We start from the raw sequence: 18,382 nt of genomic DNA on the forward strand, positions 1-18,382 counted from the left end.
AAAGTTTCAAATCTGTTGAAAGTTCACGGACCGGCAAACGTCGACATATCCGGGGAACCCGTCGACGCTTGCCGATCGCGTTCAGCAGGTAGGCACGTCGACGGTGATCTTCGGCTCGTCGACCAGCGGCTGGACGGGAACGCGGGCTTCACCCTCGGTTGCGGGTTCGGTCAGATCGAACTTCAGTTCAACAGTCTGTCCTCGGGGAATGACCGCCCTGGTCATGAAAGTCGGGTGACCCTGCTCTGATCCGTTGACGGCAAACGAGATCTGTCCGCCCACCGAGACTGCGTCGAGTTTCGCTCCGGCCGTTGCCAGTAGTGTGACTGCAGCCACATTGGTGCCCTTGGGTAGTCGACCGGGGTTGTCGACGATCCCACTGACATATTCGGTCAGTTCGGCGTCGGGTGCGTTGTTTGTCAGTCGAACGGTGACCGTCGTCTTTCGGGTATCGCCGGTGCACGTCTCAGCGGTGTAGTCGATTTCTCTCGTGAGGTAGTAGTCGAGCTTGTTGCCGGCCTGGTTGTTGATCACCACACCCGCATAGGGCGCCGCATCTCCGGGAATCGTATGACCGAGAACCGTGTCGGCAAGAACCGATTGTTCGTCGGGGTGAGAGCTCCACACTGCGATTCTGCCCTCGCTGACGCCCTTGCCCAGAGCTTCCAGCAGTGCGCTCGGTGACTTGATGTTCCCGGTCATCTTCTCCACGACACGAGCCGCGATGGTCTGCAGATACTGCTTTCGTGCCTTGTTGTCGGTGGGAAAGCGTGCGTACGCGGTCGACTCGGTCAGTTCCACGACGTTGTCCGCCGTCACCGACTCGCCGTCGGGCATTTTGATCGGTCCCACCGCTTCGAGGATGTAACTCAGGGCGATCGGATCGGTCGCTATCGCACCGTCGACCATCTCGCCGCCGGACTCCTGTGACCACAGGGACTGCCAGATCTGCGCCGCGTAGGGAAAGTGTGAGCTGAGGTTGCTGTTGCGAGAATCAGTGGTCGGGCGACTTGTTCCGTACAGCTGGTTGAAGTCAGGACCAAGGTCTATCGGTTGATTGTCCAGTGTTAGTTCGGAGTTGGGGGAGAGTGTGTCCACACGAGCGGCGCCGTCGTCGACTCGGACGATGCCGTATCCACCCAACAGGCCGCCGGTGCCTCGGGCCTCCGCATTGGTCTGGAAGCCGATGAAGTAATTGCGTGGTCCGTCGGTGCCGAGCATCGCCGGTGCGATGCGCGCCGCGGTTGCGGTGTTCGTCAGGAGGGTAGCCAGTTCGCTTGTCTGCGACTGCAATTCTGCTCGGGCATCGTTAACTCGGCCCAGGTACTTCGATTCGGGAACTTCCTGTGCCTGCGACGACAGCAATTCAGCAGCGATAGCTGTTTCGGCCAGTTTCGGTTCCGCTTCGCGTAACGGTGCGAGTGCCAAGCGTCCACCAGGCTGCACCAATTCCGTTGGTGCGAGTGAGGTTCCGACAGTTACGGCAGGGCCGAGAACGTCACGCGTGAGTCCCTGGACGACCTCGGTCATCTGGCGTGTCGAGTCGAAGGGCGAGCCGATGACCGGAATTGCGGCGGTGATGTTCCAGGGGAGTGAGTGAGTGTTGTCGTATGCGTCGGATGCTTTTCGATCGGCCTCCGCCGCAGCGGACTCTGCGACCGGAGTATCCCCGGCAAGGAGTGCGCTCTTCGCCGATTGCGCATGGTCGCGAGCTGCTTCAAGGTTGTCTTGCGCCTCGTATGCCGTGTACCCGAGCCAGGCCACGAAACCGCCCACGACCAGCGTCGTTCCCGCGATTGCAACCGCAATTCGACGGCTTCGCGGAAACGCAGTCGTCCCCTTGGGTTCGCGCTCCGGTGCGCTCGGTGGGATGGTGCCGGAGCCCTTCGGTTCAGCCCCGGAATCGTCGTCGGACTTTGGTCCCACCGTGTCGTTGTTCATCCGCTGAAGCTCCTGACGTTTGAGTGCGTGAAAGCTGCGTCGACATGTCTAGCAGGCTTGGACCAGTGGTGAAAACTTAGACGAGACAGTAGGGTTCGGTTCGGCCGTTCGTGGTGTTCGCTCCCATGGATTCACGTGATCAGCCACCGAACGTTCGTGAAAAACAAGGCTGGTGAAATGTGAGGTGACGGGTTGAGTGCTTTTCCGTTGTCTCGGGCTCAGCTCGCGCTGTGGTTCGCGCAGCAACTGAGTCCGTCCACTCCGTTCGTGGTGGCTCAATACGTGGAGCTACGGGGGCCGGTTGACGTCGACGCGCTGATCGAGGCAACGAACACGGCATGTCATGAATTGGAGTCGGCGTTCGTTCGCCTCGTCGCCACGGACGCCGAGCCGCACCAGGTCGTCGATCACTCCATCGTCGACGATCTCGAATACCTCGACCTGCGTAGCGACGACGACCCGGTTCAGCGCGCGAACGAGTGGATGACAGCGGAATACTCACGGCCACTTGACGTGATGTCGGATCGTCTTATCTCGGCGACCTTGCTTCAGCTGGCAGAGAACCACTACTACTGGTACTCGCATGCCCATCACCTCGTGCTCGACGGACTTGCGGCGATGACACTCACCATGCGAGTGGCCGAGCGCTATTCGCACCGTGTCCAGGGCACGGCGCTGACTCCTTTCGCCGGTCTGGGGGTGCGCGCACTGCATGACCTCGATGTCGACTACCGGTCCTCTGCGCGATATCGATCGGACAAGCAGTACTGGACGGAGATGTCCGAGGGGCTGCCTCGCCCGGTTCGTCTGGCCGAGGGCGCCGGGCTGACGTCGATGCCGCAGCGCATGATGGTTCAATCACTTAATCAATCACTTGCACAACAGCTTTCGAGTATCGCCGGGGAGTGGAACACGTCGGAGGTGGCGATCCTCGTCGGTGCATTCGCGTCCTATCTCGGCCGGATGGCCGATTCCGACGACGTAGTCCTGAGCTTGCCGGTGTCCGGCCGCACCACCGCGAAGTCGAGACGTTCAGGCGGAATGCTGTCCAACATCGTGCCCGTCCGTGCGCAACTGGAACGGGACATGTCGCCGCAGGAGTTGGTTCGGCAGATCTCGGTGCAGATGACCGGCGCGCTGCGGCACCAGCGATTTCGCTACGAGGACATGGGTTTCCAGGGAGATCGGGGCGGATCCCGCGAGTCGGCGGGTCCGGCCGTGAACGTCATGATGTTTCACGAAGCGATTCGGCTCGGTGACGTCGTCGGTGAGTTTCACGTCCTGACATCCGGACCCACCGAAGACCTGTTCTTCAGTATCTATCCCTCGATCGCGGGGGAGAACCTCCGACTCTCCTTCGAAGCCAATCCGCGTCTGTACAGCGAGCGCGACCTGGCGATGCACCATCGTCAGTTCGTCCGACTACTCGAGGGATTCCTCGACTCTGCCACTCGTACGCTCGGTGACCTCCGCGTCCTCGCAACGGACGAACTGGAAGATCTGGTCCCCGCGCTGGGTCGGCAGGCAGACACGTTCGCAACGCTCGGCGTTGTGCTCGAGGAAGGCTTGGCGCAGGGGAGTGCGGTCGCGATCCGCGAGCAGGGTGGGGACGTCACCTACGCCCAGCTCAGTGCCCGCGTGGAGGCACTGAGCGCCTTGCTCAGGGAGAACGGCGTCGGCCGAGGTGACGTCGTCGGGATTCTCGTCGAGCGCTCGACCGATTCGGTCGTCGCGTTTCATGCAGTAGTGCGGACCGGTGCGGCCGTTCTCTTCGTGGATCCTCGAACACCCTCCGAGCGTGTCACTTTCATTCTCGACGATGCCGACGTGTCCGTCGTGGTCGGGAACGGTCCGGTGGACGTGCCGGCTTGGATCTGCGTCGTGAATCCCAACCTCGACGAGACGGTCCACGAGACTGTCGACGGGCCGATCGATCGAGGATCGGGGACCGGTTCATGCGTCGCCGACGTGTCCCTGGACGACACCGCCTACGTGATCTACACCTCGGGATCGACCGGCCGGCCGAAGGGCGTCGCGGTCACGCACCGAGGCATCTCGCCGTTGCTGCGTTCTCACTCACGGCGACTGAAGATCGATAGTTCTTCCCGCATCGCGCTGCTGGCGGCTACTTCGTTCGACGTGGCGATCCTCGAAATTCTGCTTGCACACGGCTGCGGCGCGACCGCCGTGATCGTTCCTCCTGGATTGATCGGTGGAGTGGACCTCGAAGACTATTTGCGGCTCGAGGGTGTCACGCACCTGATCTCGACACCGTCGGTTCCGCTGACGATGGATCCTCGGAAACTGCCGGATCTTCGAATGTTGAACGTCGGCGGCGAGCGACCGCCGGCGGCGCTGGTGGATGCGTGGTCGAGTCATGTCGACCTCGTGAACTCGTATGGACCTAGTGAAGCAACCGTCGCGGCATTCATGAGCGAACCTCTGGAGTCTGACGGCGATACGCCGATCGGGCGTCCGATCGACGGCGTTGCCGCTGTGGTGTTGGATTCGTTGTTTCGTCCGACTCCGGTCGGCGCAGCGGGTGAGCTGTACGTGATGGGGCCAGGACTGGCGCGCGGGTACCTTGCGCCGACGCTGACCGCGGAGCGATTTGTCGCCGCGCCATTCGGTGCCGGCGGCGCCGGCGAGCGCATGTACCGCACCGGCGACGTGGTTCGGTGGAACGACGCCGGTCAACTCGAGTTCCTGGGCCGTTCCGACCAACAGGTGAAGATCCGTGGAGTACGCATCGAACTGGGCGAGATCGAGGCTGTGCTCTTGTCCACGCCTGGCGTCGCGCAAGCAGCGGTGATCGAGTGGGCGGGGTCCATCGCGGCGTATGTGACCGCGACGGAACTCGGGGATGGCAGACCTCATCCATTGAGCCAGGCGATGGTGCTCGATCACCTGACGTCCCTACTCCCTCGTTCCATGCTTCCGAGTTCGGTGACGATTCTGGCAGCGTTGCCCGTCACAAGCCATGGAAAGACAGACCGATCAGCGCTTCCTGAACCGACGTCTTCTGCGGTCGCCGAGCAGCGCGCGGCGGCGCACCGTCCGATCGAGTACGACGAAGAATTGATTGCCTCGGTGATGGCCGAGGTCCTCGGCGTCGGAGTTCTCGGACCGCACTCCGATCTGTTCGCCTGGGGCGGTAGTTCTCTCGACGCCGTGTATGTCGCTGCTCGCGTCAGTTCCGCCTTCGGGAGAAGGGTGGGTGTCAGGGATGTGTTCGGTGCCCCGACGCCGGCGCAGTTGGCCCGGAAGATCCGTGAGGGTCGGGCGGAGTGGGTGGTGGAGCCCGAGCGCATTTCGGGCGACGTCATCGTGGAAATTGCTCCGGCGCAACAACGTCTGTGGCTTCTCAACCGTCTGGATCCGCAGTCGTCGGCGTACAACATCGCGTTCGAGGTCACGTTCAGCGGTGCGCTGGATGCAGTGGCGATGAGCGCGGCGGTTGGTGACCTGACCGATCGCCATCTCGTTCTGCGTACGGTGTTCTCGTTCGACCAGAATCACGACGCGTGGCCGATCCAAGCACCATCTGCGGGGTCCGTGACCCTGATCGAGGTTCCGTCCGCGGATTACGACTCCGCGTCAGCGGATTTGGTTGCGGCAGGGTTCGACCTGTCGACCGATGCGCCGCTTCGTTTGATCCTCACCTCGGACAGCGATCTCGACCACCGCTTGACCGTGGTTGCGCATCACATCGCCTTGGACGGCCTTTCGTTTGCAACGATCGTTGCGGATCTCATCGCGGCGTACGACGCCCGCGCCGACGGGCGATCGCCGACCTGGCCTTCGACCTCGCTCGACCACCGCGACTATTCCGCTTGGCACAGAACCGTTCTCGGTGATCCTGCGGATCCGCAGAGCTTGGCTGGGCGGCAGTTGGAATTCTGGTCCGGCGCCCTCGCGGGCGTTGATCCGACTCTTGCTCTCCCCGCGGACAGGTCCCGCCGGCCGGGCCGGCCTGCGTCGGCGCGAGACCTGACGTTCGAGTTGCCCGCGCCCGTCCATGCAGCGCTGAACGAGATCGCCAGAGCCCACGACTGCACTACCTTCATGGTGTTGCACGCCTGCCTTGCGATCGCGCTGAGCAAGATCACCGGTGCGCCCGACATTGTCATCGGAACGCCGACCTCCGGTCGAACGCATCCTTCGTTCGACGGCGCCGTCGGTATGTTCGTCGGCACCGTGGCGCTGCGAACGCTCCTTCGCGGCGCAGGGACTTTCGGTGAGTTCTTGAGTCGGGTGCGCGAGGTCGATGTGGCGGCTCTGTCCAACGCCGACGTCCCGTTCGACTGGGTGGTCGAGCACGCGGTCGGTGGGGCCGCAGGAGAGAAGAATTCGTTCCTGCGAGTGGTTCTTGCCGTCGATCCGCTGTCCTCGATTCCCGAGATCGCGTTGGGAGCGATGACGGCCCACGGCGCTGCGCTGCCCCCGGCACACCCTCGTTTCGATCTCGAAGTGACTGTGCGCGAGGACCGCACGGTTGACGGCGACACGAACGGTATTCACGGCATCTTCCGGTTTGCCGACGATCTATTCGATACGGCCACCGTAGGCGGCTGGGTCGAGCGACTGCGCCGAGTGTGCGACTCGGTATCCGAGAACTCGTCGATCATGTTGCGTGACATCGATGTTCTCAGTACCGCGGAGCGTGAGGAGCTGCTGGCTTGGGCGCCGGCGCCGGCAAGTGTCGCGCAGTCGCTGCCGGACCTGTTCGGGGCCGTCGCAGCGCGGCGTCCGAACGCAACCGCCGTGACGAGTGGAGACAGTCGCGTCACCTATGACGAGTTGCGAGTCCGCTCGGAGGTGCTTGCTGCCGTCTTGATCGATCGAGGCGTTCGAGTCGGGGATCGCGTGGCAGTCGCCCTGCCTCGATCGGTCGACCTCGTCGTAGCCATTCTCGCAGTCGTCCGCGTGGGCGCCGCCTATGTCCCGATCGACGTGCAGTATCCCGACGCTCGTATCCAGTACATTCTGGCCGATGCACGCCCGACGTCGATCTTGTCGACGGCCGAATCAGCTGTGCGGTTCGCCGGGTACGACCAACCTGTCATCTTCGTGAACGAGACGAGTGACACGATTGCCGACTGGCCTGTTGCGCATTCGGAGTCCGCCGCCTACGTGATCTACACCTCGGGATCGACCGGAGCGCCCAAAGGCGTTGTGGTGTCTCAGGGAAACGTGTTGGCTCTTCTCGCCTCGACACGCGAGATCTTCGACTTCGGGCCCGAAGACGTATGGACGATGTTTCATTCGTACGCATTCGACTTCTCGGTGTGGGAAATGTGGGGTGCTCTGACCACCGGCGGATCCGTGGTGATCGTGGACAGCGACGTCGCACGCTCGCCCGAAAGATTCGTGGATCTGATTGTGCGGGAACGAGTCACCGTTCTGAATCAGACGCCGGCCGCGTTCTATGCGTTGGCGGAAGTTGCAGAAGAAAAGCCGCTTCCGCTCCGGTCGATTGTTTTCGGCGGTGATCGTCTCGACTTCGGGCGCGTCCAGACATGGTTCGAACGGCACCCGGATGTGCGCGGCGTCAACATGTTCGGTATCACCGAAACAACGGTCCACGTAACGAGTTTCGAGCTTTCGTCCGGCGACGAGGCTGCCTCGCCGATCGGATCTCCGCTACCAGGACTGCGCGGCTACGTACTCGACGCGTCGTTGAAGCCTGTCCCGCCGGGATCTGTCGGCGAACTGTACGTTGCCGGTCCGCAGGTGGCCGAAGGCTATCTGGGGCAACCCGGGACGACGTCTTCGCGATTTGTGGCTGAACCCGGATTCGACGGATCGCGGATGTACCGCAGCGGCGATCTGGTCCGTTGGCGAGCCGGTCGACTCGAATACGTCCACCGCGCCGACGGTCAGGTTGCCTTGCGTGGTTACCGCGTCGAACCGGGTGAGGTCGAATTCGCACTGCTGGCTCACCCGTCGGTGGCGCAGGCCGCGGTGATGGTGCGAGAACTCGACAGTGGACCGACATTGGTCGGTTACATCACCCCGGAGAGCGGGCACGACCTCGATGGCGTGTTACGGACAGCTCGTTCTTTGTTGCCCGCGCACATGGTCCCGTCGGCTTTGATGCCGCTCGCGTCTCTACCGGTCACGATCAACGGCAAAACCGACCGAGCGTCGCTGCCGGACCCGACGTCGCTCACGCAGTCGTCTCGGCAGTCGCGAGACTTCTTCGAGCAGACAGTCGCAGCCATACTGAGCGAATTGATGGAAGTTCCGCATGTAGATCCGGTTCGTGATTTCTTCGATCAAGGGGCCAATTCCTTGATCGCCACTCGGCTCTCGTCGCGTGTGAACGCCGTCCTGGGCAGCAATCTCGATGTCCGCGACGTGTTCGAGCACCCGTATGTCGATCAGTTGGCCGGCATCGCTGTTGCCCGAATCGGCACGGGGCACGCGTCTCCGTTGTCTTCGGTACCTCGTTCGGGCGTTGCGGACGTGCAATTGTCGGCTTCCCAGTATCGAATGTGGATCCTGAACCAGCTGGATACAGAGTCCGCCGGATACAACATCCCGATCGTAGTGCGACTGACGGGTGAATTGGACGTAGTGGCAGCCGAATTGGCAATTCGGGACCTGATCGATCGCCATCGCACTCTGCGGACCGTGTACCCGGTTGTCGGTGAGCGCCCGGTTCAGAAGGTGCTCGACGTCGAGGTGGCGAGTCCGCCACTTCAGCTCGAAACATTGGCCGGCGACGATGCCGGGAATGCCATTGCAGGACTGGTGGGTTCGGGATTCGACGTCACTGTGGATCCGCCCGTACGGGCGGCGCTCTTCCAAGGTTCACCGGACGAACACGTCCTGGTCGTCGTAGTCCATCACATTGCCGCCGACGCTCGATCGCTGGAAGTGTTGGTACGTGACTTCACGCTCGCGTACCTCGCTCGCTCGGAGCAGCGCGCTCCGCAGTGGTCACCGCCGGCGCTCGAATACTCCGACTACAGTGCCTGGCAGATAGAAGCGGGGATTCCGGACACGGTTTCCAGCTACTGGAAGCAGGCTCTCGAAGGTCTTCCCGAGCAGGTGACACTACCCCTGGACCGCCCACGCTCGCCGTCCGCCCGTGCGTCGAGTCGTCGGGTCGAGATCTCAGGTTCGGTACGTGAGGGTCTGCAATCAGTGGCACGATCGAACAACGCGACTATCTTCATGGTTGTTCACGCTGCTTTCGCGGCACTGCTGGCGAGGTACAACGGCAGCAGTGACGTGGTTGTCGGCACCGTGGTCGCCGGACGCGTCGCACCTGAACTCGACGACATCGTCGGCATGTTCGCCGGCACGATTGTTCTCCGAACCGAAGTCGATCCGTCGAGGTCGTTCGGACAGTTGGTCGAGCAAGTTCGTCAGCGCGACGTAGCGGCGTTCGCGCACGCAGAGATGCCCTTCGAATCGCTGGTCGATCTGATCGACCCGCCACGATCGCGTTCGCGACACCCGTTGTTCCAGGTGGCGCTCTCGTTCCAGACAGCCCATTCCGCTACGTGGTCGTTGCCAGGGTTGACGGTTACACAGATTGCGCCTGAGGTCAGGCAGGCGAACTTCGATCTGCAACTCAACGTCGTGGACGAGGGGATCGGGGGCGGACTCGGTCTCGAATTCGTCTACAACGCTGATCTATTCGACGATCTGACAGTGTCGAGCTTTGCGAGTCGGTTCGAGCGCGTCCTGAATCACGTGTCGATCGACCCGGACGTCGTCGTCGGGGGAATCGACCTTCTTGATCGTGCGGAACGAGCACTTCTCGTCCCCGCACACGGCGCGGCCGAACGTCCCGATCCATCTCGGCGGTCCGGTACGACGCTTGCCTCGATGCTGCGATACGGGGTCGAATCCGCTCCGGATGCCGTAGCTGTCGAGGGCGAGGGCAACACACTCACTTACCGGGACCTCGATGCACAGTCGGATGTTGCGGCCGACGAGTTGCGTTCCGGGGGAGTCGGAGTCGACCAGGTCGTTGCCTGGACTGCCGATCGGTCCATCGCGTCGATCGTGCGATTGTGGGCGATCGCGAAGGTCGGTGCAGCTCCGGCATTGGTGGACCCGGAACAGCCGCAGGCGCGAGTACGTGAAGTCCTCGAGACACTGAGCGCACCGAACGGCGGCACTGCAGGCGGTTTCGTGGACGGTGGAAGCGCGCGTGAACACTCCGACAGCCTGACGGCTTACGTGGTCTTCACCTCGGGAACGAGCGGAACGCCGAAGGCTGTGGTCGTGACCAACGGCGGGCTCGGTGTGATCGGCCAAGACCTGCCCGCTCGATTCTCGGCCGGGCCAGGTTCTCGCGTATTCCATCGCGGCGCGCCAGGGTTCGACATGACGTTGCTCGAGGTGCTCATTGCGAGTGCGTCGGGGGCGACGCTCGTCCTTGCGAAGAACGACGAGTTGTTCGGCTCGGCACTCGCAGCAGCACTCGGGCGCGAGCGAATTACTCATCTCTGCGCCACACCTACTGTCGTCGCCTCGATCGGCGATCCGGCGCTGCCGGACCTTGCAACGGTGATGTTCGGGGGCGAGCGACTCGGCGGCGCCTTGGCGAAGCGCTGGCAGGCCGGACGCAGAGTGATCAACGGATACGGACCTGCCGAGTCGACGATGTATTCGCTTGCTACCGAGCCTCTGTCGGTTGAACAATTGTCAGCTGACACTCACGACGGATCCGTCGGGTATCCACTGGCCGGGGTCGACGCCGTTGTCCTCGATGATCGACTCGAACCGGTGCCGCCGGGAGTCGCCGGCGAACTGTATCTCTCAGGTCGAATGATTGCGCGCGGTTACGCCGGGCAACCTGCCCGAACTGCGGAACGATTCGTGGCAACCAGTTCAGGCGCCCGGATGTACCGAACCGGCGACCTGGTGATGTGGAAGCCTGAAATCTCCACATCCGAAATCTCCACATCTGAAGGCAACACGTATCGCCTGCACTATCTCGGGCGAACCGACTCGCAGGTGAAGGTCAATGGTGTCCGGATAGAACCGGGCGAGATCGAGGCAGTCATTCACTCTGTCGCGAACGTCGATTTCTGCGTCGCCGGGGTACGGACGACCGAAAGTGGAAGTCCGCTCTTGGTCGCCTACGTGAGAAGTTCAGGCGCGGAGAGAGTTGACACGGGTGGACTGCGCGCCACCGTTGCAGAACTCCTTCCGACGTACATGGTTCCGCATGTCGTCGTCGAGCTCGAGGGCGAGCTTCCGATGCGGAACGGCAAGGTCGACTTCGCCGGTCTACCGTTGCCGGCGCTCGATGCTTCCCGAACCGAGGGCCCGGACACCGCCACCGAGTACCTGGTGGCTGAGGCCTTCGCCGCGGTTCTGGGCGGCGACGGGGGCGATCGCGACGCAGACTTCTTCACGCTCGGGGGCAACTCGCTGTCCGCTGCCGAGGTCACCTCACTCCTGAGTAGTTCTCTGGGACACGTTGTTCCGCTGAGGACCGTATTCGAGCATCCAACAGTTGCGGCGTTGGCGGCCCGGCTCGATTCGCTCGAGCGGAGCAGCACGGCGACCGATGTTGTCCGACTGGAACCGCGCCGCGACTCCACGCCCGCACCCCTGTCACGGAACCAGCGCTCGATGTGGGTACTCAACCAGCGGAACACGGCGAGCGGTGCGTACAACCTGCCGATCTGCATCGAGATCGACGGTGAACTGGACGTGCCCGCGCTGCGTCAGGCAATGACGGATCTTGTCGGCCGACATGACGTCCTCAGAACCCGGTATCCGGGCACCCCACCGGTTCAGGTGGTAGATCCTCCGTCCGCCGTGACAGTGGAAACGCGACTGGTCGGCGACATCGAGGTCGAGGCCCTGCTGCAAGAGTTCGGCTCGCGCGGTTTCGATTTAGCAGCAGACCTGCCGGTGCGCTGGATGCTGCTCCAGGTGTCACCGGTCAGGCACGTTCTGGCAGTGAGTTTTCATCACATCGCAGTCGACGGGGTGTCGATGCGAACGGTGGTCGGCGACCTGCTGACCGCTTACGGCAAGCGACGAGTGGGACTGGATCCGCAATGGTCTCCGCTGCCGATCCAGTACGGGGATTTTGCCGCGTGGGAGGCAGCACGTGACGTTTCACCTGTCGTCGAAGAGTTCTGGCGCCGAACGCTCGACGGTGTGACATCTGTGTCGCCGCTGACGGTGGATCACTCTGATGGCGGGCCGGATTCCGTGGCGCAGCGAGTGAACTTCGTGATACCAGCCGTCATCACCTCGGCACTGCAGACGCGAGCCGACCGATTGAAGGTCTCGCTGTTTGCGGTGGTTCATGCGGCGTTGTCCGTGGTGCTTGCCAAGCTGAGTGGAAATCCCGATGTCGTGATCGCGACAGCTGTCGACGGACGGCGGACGCCTCAGCTCGACGGCGTGGTCGGCATGTTCGTGGATACGGTGCCTCTTCGCCTTCGGGTCGACGGGGATGTGCCGATCGATCTTCTGTTAAGTGCAGCTTTCGATGCTGATGTGGCTGCGTTCGAAAACAGCTCTGTTCCTGCCGAATTGCTTGGTGATGTGCTCGGCGGACGAACTCCGCAGGTTGCGCTCGGTCTGCAGAATTTCGCGGTTCCTGCCGTGGAGGCGGCGGGTCTGAGGATCGAGGCTCGCGAAATCGAGACCGCAACGACGAAGTTCCCCATGCATGTCTCGTTCTCACCCGCTGTCGACGGATCTTTGACCGGCGCTGTCATCTATGCCGCGAGCGCTTTCGATCCTTCGAGCGCCGACGCAGTTACTCGACAACTGTCGAGAGTGCTCGCCTCGATCGCCGAGGATGTGCCTGTACTCGTTTCGGATCTCGCGGTGGGCGCGGCGCCCAGTTGGGCTGCTGTCGACGTCGATTCGTCCCGGACACTGACCGACATCTTCACCGCCACCGCGGCGCGATTCCCGAACAACGTTGCTCTCGACGACGGACAGCGCACGGTGACGTATGCCGAACTCGACTCTGCCTCGGATGCGCAAGCCTGGGAACTGGTGGCTCGCGGAGCGGGACCTGGTGCGGTGTACGAGATTCCGGCGGTACGGACTATCGCGTACCTGGTCCGAATGTTGGCGATCTCGAAAACGGGCGCGGCATTCGTGCCGATCGACCCCGACCTGCCGCCGGCACGGTTGAAGCAACTGCGCACAGTGCTCGCCGACCGCAGTCCCGTTCCAGGTCGGCAGTATCCGGATTCAGTCGCGTACGTTGTTCACACGTCCGGGTCGACTGGTGAACCGAAAGGCGTTGCAGTCACGCACCGAGGACTGGGCCTGCTGACCGACGATGCTGTCCGGAAGTACGGCGTGACGTCGGACTCGGTTGTGCTGCACGGATACAAACCGACGTTCGATGCAGCGATCCTCGAGATGATGTTGGCGATCGGCGCCGGGGCTACCTTGGCTGTCGCTCCTCGCGAGGCTTTCGGCGGACGGGCACTCGAAGAATTCGTTGCAGAACGCGGCGTCACTCACATGCTGTCCACTCCAGCCGTACTCGACACGATGGCTCCGGAGCGGTTCGATTCGTTGGAGGTGGTGGCAGTCGGTGGCGATGTGCTCTCACCGTCCACCGCGCGAGCGTGGAGTCGCCGCGCGCGGATGCTCAATGCGTACGGACCGACGGAATGCACGGTGGTCACGACTGTCGCCGAGGTGGATCATCGGGTCACCATCGGAGTCCCGCTCGCCGGAATCGGTGCGGAGGTACTCGATACTCGACTAAGTCCGGTGCCGTGGGCCGGGATCGGTGAGTTGTATGTCAGCGGGCCCGGGCTTGCGATGGGCTATGCCGGAGATCCCGCCGGCACCGCCAGCTCGTTCATCGCAGCACCAGGGGGACGCCGACGTTATCGGACCGGTGACCTGGTCCACCGCCGCACGGATGACACGCTCGGATTCGTCGGACGCTCCGACCGCCAGATGAGCGTGCGCGGAATCCGCGTCGAGCCTGCCGAAATCGAATCAGCTCTGCGTCGATGCACGGGCGTCGAGGCCGCTGCGGTTGTCCTCGTCGACGAGATCGCCGTTGCGTGTGCGGTCGGCGATTGTTTGGAATCGGATCAGCTGACAATCGAGTTGGCCTCGATGTTGCCTGCGTATCTGATGCCCGGCCGAGTTGTCGTGCTGGAGTCGATCCCACTCACGTCGAACGGAAAGTTGGACGCAGATGCGTTGCGGCGCCACGTGTTCGAGAGCCAGGCGCCCGATGCCGCAGTGACGGTCTCGGAGGAACTCGTCACCGCTGTCATGTCGGAACACGTGTCCGGAAGTTTCGGCGCTCTGCACAACCTGTTCGAATCAGGTGGTGATTCGTTGGCCGCGGCAGCGGTGGCAGGTCGACTTGCCTCGATCTTCGCGCGGGATGTGCCCGTTCGCGCGGTCTTCGACAATCCGTCGCCGCGAGCGATGTCTCAGTGGCTGTCGGCAAGCGCGACCGATGACAAGCGCCGCGAACTGACTCGACGTGATTTTGGCATGCCGGCACCTCTGGCTCCCTCGCAACAACGGCTCTGGCTGATCAATCAGCTCGAGCCGGAATCGACTGCGTACAACCTGACGTTTGCAGCGGTCCTGGCAGACGAAGTCGATCGTTCGGTCTTGCGCAGCGCCCTCGGTGACGTCGTCGATCGCCATGCCGTATTGCGAACTGTGTTTGTTCCGGGTGAATTCGGTCCACAACAGGTTGAAATAGGCTCTGTCGCATTCGATCTCACGACAGTGTCCGTCGACGATCTCCAAGCGAGCGCTCGGGCCTTCGCGACTGTGCCGTTCGACCTCGAACGCGATGTTCCGTTCCGAGTGCGTGTATTCACCGAGAATGGCGGAGTCGACTCTGCAGGAGTGACTGTCCTGGTGATCGTGGTTCACCACATTGCCGTCGACGGTGCGTCGATGGACCCGATCCTGGCCGATTTCGCGTCAGCCTTCGAGGCCAGGGCTGTTGGAAAGGAGTGGGTCCGCTCCACTGACGGAGTCAGCTACGGCGACTACAGCCACTGGGCGCGAGAGAGTTTGGGTGATCCCGAGGATTCTCTCAGCGTGGCTCACCGGCAACTCGACTATTGGTCGAGCGCACTTCGTGGCGTCGAGGATGTGCTGGCTCTACCCGTCGACAACCCCCGGAGTGCCGTGTCTTCACGATCCGAGGAGATGGTGACGGAAGTCCTCGACGGCGCCACCTACGACGCGTTGTCGGCGTTGGCTCGTTCACATGGCGTCACGGTATTCATGGTCGTCCACAGCGTGATCGCCGTACTGCTCGCCCGCGAGTGCGTCACGGACGACGTCGTGGTGGGAGCAGCTGTGAGTCTGCGGAACGATCCGGCGCTACTGAACGTCGCCGGCATGATGGTGGGCACCGTCGCATTGCGCACGAGAATCAACTCCGCCGACCGCTTCACCACGGTGTTGGACGAGGTGCGCCGCGTCGATCTGGAAGCAATGGCGAACGCGGACGTCTCGTTCGACGACGTAGTCGCGAGGGTCGATCCGCCGCGCAGGATGAACGAGCATCCGCTGTTCACGGTCATGCTGGCCTATCGACGAGCGCTCGACGTGCCGCAGATCGACGGCATCACCGTCTTCGACATCGACAACGCAGGGTCCTCGACCGGCTACGACTTGACGTGGGACCTGGTCGACACCGGTGACAGTCTGACGATTCGATTGCTGTATGCCACGGACAAGTTCCGCGAGTCGACCGCGGAACTGTTCATGCAGCGGGTGGCACTTATCACCGAATCAGTGACAGGTGAACCCGAGATCGTGGTCGGGGAGATCGAATTGCTGTCCAGTTTCGAACGCTCGGCGCTGACGGCTGCGAATCCTCGCCATGTCGAACCTCTGACGATTGCGGACATTTTCGAACGCGCGCTGCGGCAGGTACCCGACGGCATCGCGCTGGAGGAGAACGGCCGGCGCTGGACCTATCGCGACCTGCACGAGGAGTCGTCGTACTGGGCGCGCGAGTTGGTGGTCCGAGGAATCGGACCCGATGACGTGGTGGCCGTTGCGCTCGGTCGCGGGCATCTGTGGATCGTTGCGTTGTGGGCGGTAGCGAGGGCAGGCGCAGCGTGGCTGTCGCTCGATCCGGCGCTGCCGACAGCGCGTCGGCAGACCATGATCGAGGAGTGCGGTTCGGTTGTCGGTTTGACGGCGGACGCTGCGGCCGCAAGTCTGCCTGCCTGCGTCGAGTGGCTGGCAATGGATGAATCCCGCACTGCGAGTGAGCCTGCCGCGGTTTCGGCGAGTAGGGCTGACCTAGACAACCTTGCCTACGTCATCTACACGTCGGGTTCCACGGGAAGACCCAAGGGTGTCGAGGTTTCACACCGCGGAATCATGAATGTCTGCACCGCGCACGCCGAGATCGCTCAGCTCGATCGTGGCCCCCGCGTCCTGCAATTGGCATCGTCGACGTTCGACGCGTCGGTGATCGAGATCCTTCTCGCGGCTGCAGGGTGTGGAACGCTGATTCTGGCTCCTGACTTCGTCTACGGGGGAGAGGAACTCACGAATCTGGTGATAGGTGCCGACGTCACGCATTTGATCGTGACGCCGACCGTCCTGGCCACGATCGATCCGGATGCAGTACCCCCGCTGATCGTCGAATCGATGGGGGAACCACTCTCTGCCCGCCTTGCGTCGGCTTGGTCGAGCCGACATTGCATCGTCAACGGATACGGACCGACCGAATCAACGATTGCGGCATCGATTTCCGCTCGGATCACTGACGGGGACGTCACTGTCGGCACCCCGGTACCTGGCACGACGGCATTTGTTCTCGATCAGAGGCTCCGACCGGTTCCGGATGGCGTTGCGGGAGAACTATTCCTCGCCGGTGAGAATGTGGCACGCGGGTACATAGCCTCCCCGGGTCTGACTTCCGAGCGTTTTGTTGCCAATCCTCACGCGGTGGGGACTCGGATGTATCGCACGGGTGACCTCGTGCGTCGTAGGCGTCACGACCGAGCGCTCGAGTACCTGGGTCGCAACGACGCACAGGTGAAGGTGCGGGGTGTCCGCGTGGAACCGGCGGAGGTCGACGCGGCTCTGTCAAGCCATGGAGCAGTGACCTTCTCGGTAACCGTTGTCGCTGACGACGGACACGGATCCGCTGAACTCCGTTCGTATGTGACGTTGGCGGAAAACGGTTCGGCGACGGAATCGGAGCTTCGCGGGTTCGTCTCCGGCCTGCTGCCGAAGCACCTGCTGCCTTCGTCGGTGACGGTAGTGGGCGAGGTACCGTTGCTCGCTTCGGGGAAGATAGACGCAGCGGCACTTCCTGCTCCTGCACCGCAGGTAGGGTCGAGTGTGGATCGACCTGTCTCGGATACCGAACGTCACGTGGCACAGGCATTCGAAGGTGTGACCGGCGCGAAGTCGGTCGGTCGCTACGACGACTTCTTCGAGCTCGGCGGGACATCCATGGGTGCAGTTCAAGTGGCTTCGCGCTTGCGTGAGACCTTGAACAGGGAATTCCCGGTTCAATGGATTTTCACCGATCGAACTGTGGCGGGGCTTGCGTCTCGGATGGACCTCGTTCATGACGATGTCTTCGAGGGTGATTCGCTTCATTCGGATCCGCTGGACACGGTCGTCATGCTCGGCGGCGACCCCGACGACCAACGGCCGCCGTTGTTCTGTGTGCATCCGGTCAGCGGAATTGCCTGGTGCTACGCCGGACTCGTCGGTCACTTGCGGGGTCGACGGGTGTACGGCATCCAGGCAACGGGTGCAGGTGAATTGCCAGGCACGGTGGCGGAGTTGGCGTCGGGGTACGTCGATGCCGTACGGACGGTGCAGCCGTCGGGTGAATTCCATCTGCTGGGCTGGTCAGCCGGCGGAACGATCGCTCTCGAGATGGCGAGCCAGCTCGAAGAGGCCGGCGATCTGGTCGGTTCGGTCGTGATGCTCGACGCGCTGCTGCCCGAGATGATGCCGTCTGTGCAATCAGCCCCGAAGCCTTCCGAGTTGTTCGCGCAGATCGGACTGGCCGAGGTCGAAACTGATTCTGCGCCAGTGACTTTTGCGGAGGTTGCGGCAGAGATCCGACGGCAGACCGATATGGATTTCCTGACCGATACTGTTCTGGAATCAGTAGTGGGGCGGGTGGAAAAGCTGTCACGGATCGTTCGGGACCACAGGCCCAGACCCTATTCGGGCTCCGTGGAACTGTTTGTGGCGCAGCACGATCTGCCTGAGCATCGTCACCTGGTCGAACATTGGTCCGAACTGGTAGGGCCGTTGCGGGCGTACCTGGTCGACTGCTCTCACTCGGAAATGTCGAGCACGGAGGTGTTGGCGGAGGTCGCCCACGTTCTCGTCGGCGATCATGGCGGTGACGATTCCGATTCGAAGGATCGCAATCATAGTGGGGTGCAATAGATCTAACGGGCCGGGACTTTGGTCCGGAATTGTCACCCTCAGGGTCCCCCCA

The 18,382-nt window shown here is 62.6% G+C and carries 2 protein-coding genes; one reads left to right on the plus strand and one right to left on the minus strand.

What is annotated here, in order from left to right:
* Nucleotides 1-81: 81 nt before the first annotated feature.
* The gene (locus tag I7X09_RS20735) at nucleotides 82-1,941 is read right to left on the minus strand and encodes a DUF4012 domain-containing protein (RefSeq protein ID WP_200313424.1); all 1,860 of its coding nucleotides are present in this window, start codon (nucleotides 1,939-1,941) and stop codon (nucleotides 82-84) included.
* A 192-nt stretch (nucleotides 1,942-2,133) separates the two neighbouring features.
* Here I7X09_RS20735 and I7X09_RS20740 point away from each other — a divergent pair, with 192 nt between their 5' ends.
* Nucleotides 2,134-18,330, plus strand: a complete 16,197-nt coding sequence (locus I7X09_RS20740) for a non-ribosomal peptide synthetase (RefSeq protein WP_200313425.1) — start codon at nucleotides 2,134-2,136, stop codon at nucleotides 18,328-18,330.
* Nucleotides 18,331-18,382 lie beyond the last annotated feature (52 nt).

Source organism: Rhodococcus sp. P-2 (genome assembly GCF_016598535.1).
Classification (GTDB): domain Bacteria; phylum Actinomycetota; class Actinomycetes; order Mycobacteriales; family Mycobacteriaceae; genus Rhodococcus_F; species Rhodococcus_F baikonurensis.

Excerpts from the sequence above, each read along its gene's own strand:
- I7X09_RS20735 (WP_200313424.1), bottom strand. The coding sequence starts at position 1,941 with ATGAACAACGACACGGTGGGACCAAAGTCCGACGACGATTCCGGGGCT.